Source organism: Bergeriella denitrificans NBRC 102155 (assembly GCF_001592185.1).
Lineage (GTDB): Bacteria > Pseudomonadota > Gammaproteobacteria > Burkholderiales > Neisseriaceae > Neisseria > Neisseria denitrificans.
The window spans coordinates 1-664 of sequence record NZ_BCWL01000377.1; the positions used below are offsets into that span (position 1 = coordinate 1).

At 53.5% G+C, this 664-nt stretch carries 1 protein-coding gene; it reads right to left on the minus strand.

The window, feature by feature from the left end; translation table 11 throughout:
- Positions 1-64 precede the first annotated feature (64 nt).
- A complete protein-coding gene (locus tag BDE01S_RS10895) occupies positions 65-547 on the minus strand; it encodes a CinA family protein (RefSeq protein WP_066081502.1) in 483 nt (160 codons plus the stop codon).
- Between the last annotated feature and the right edge of the window lie 117 nt (positions 548-664).

A 664-nucleotide genomic window follows, 5' to 3' on the forward strand; every position in this document is an offset into this window, starting at 1 on the left:
TAAATGCTCTTACACAGTTCTCAGCCTGTACCATTCATTTTCTAGAAATTTGAATATTACCACATCATGCAACTTCAGGCTGCAAATGTTCGGCCAGCCATTCAAGCGCAAATGCCACCGCCTGATCGCGTACCTGATTTCGATCGCCGGCAAAATGCATCTTGCGGCTCAGCAATATCCCGTCTGCCGACAAGCCGAACCAGACCGTACCCACCGGTTTCTCATCGCTGCCACCACCCGGCCCCGCAATGCCCGAAACGCTCAAAGCATAATCCGCTTCGGCAGCCAAGCGTGCGCCGGCCGCCATTTCCTGCACCGTCTCACTGCTGACTGCGCCATACACGGCCAAAGTATCCTGCCGCACACCCAGCATCTGCATCTTGGCCTGATTGCTGTAAGTAACCCAACTTTGTTCAAACCATTGCGAGCTGCCCGCTACCGAAGTCAAAGCCCCCGCCAGCAGGCCGCCCGTACACGACTCGGCACAGGTAACACGCTGCCCGTGGCGCAACAGATGCGCTGCAATGCGGTTTAATACCGTTTCCATATCCAAGTATTCCTCTCTCTATCGTGGGTGGTTTCAGCCACCATTTCTATGTATAGTCGGAGAAATTAATTTCTGCTACGGCGTTGGCTCGCCTTGCATCAAAATTTACGCCGATTA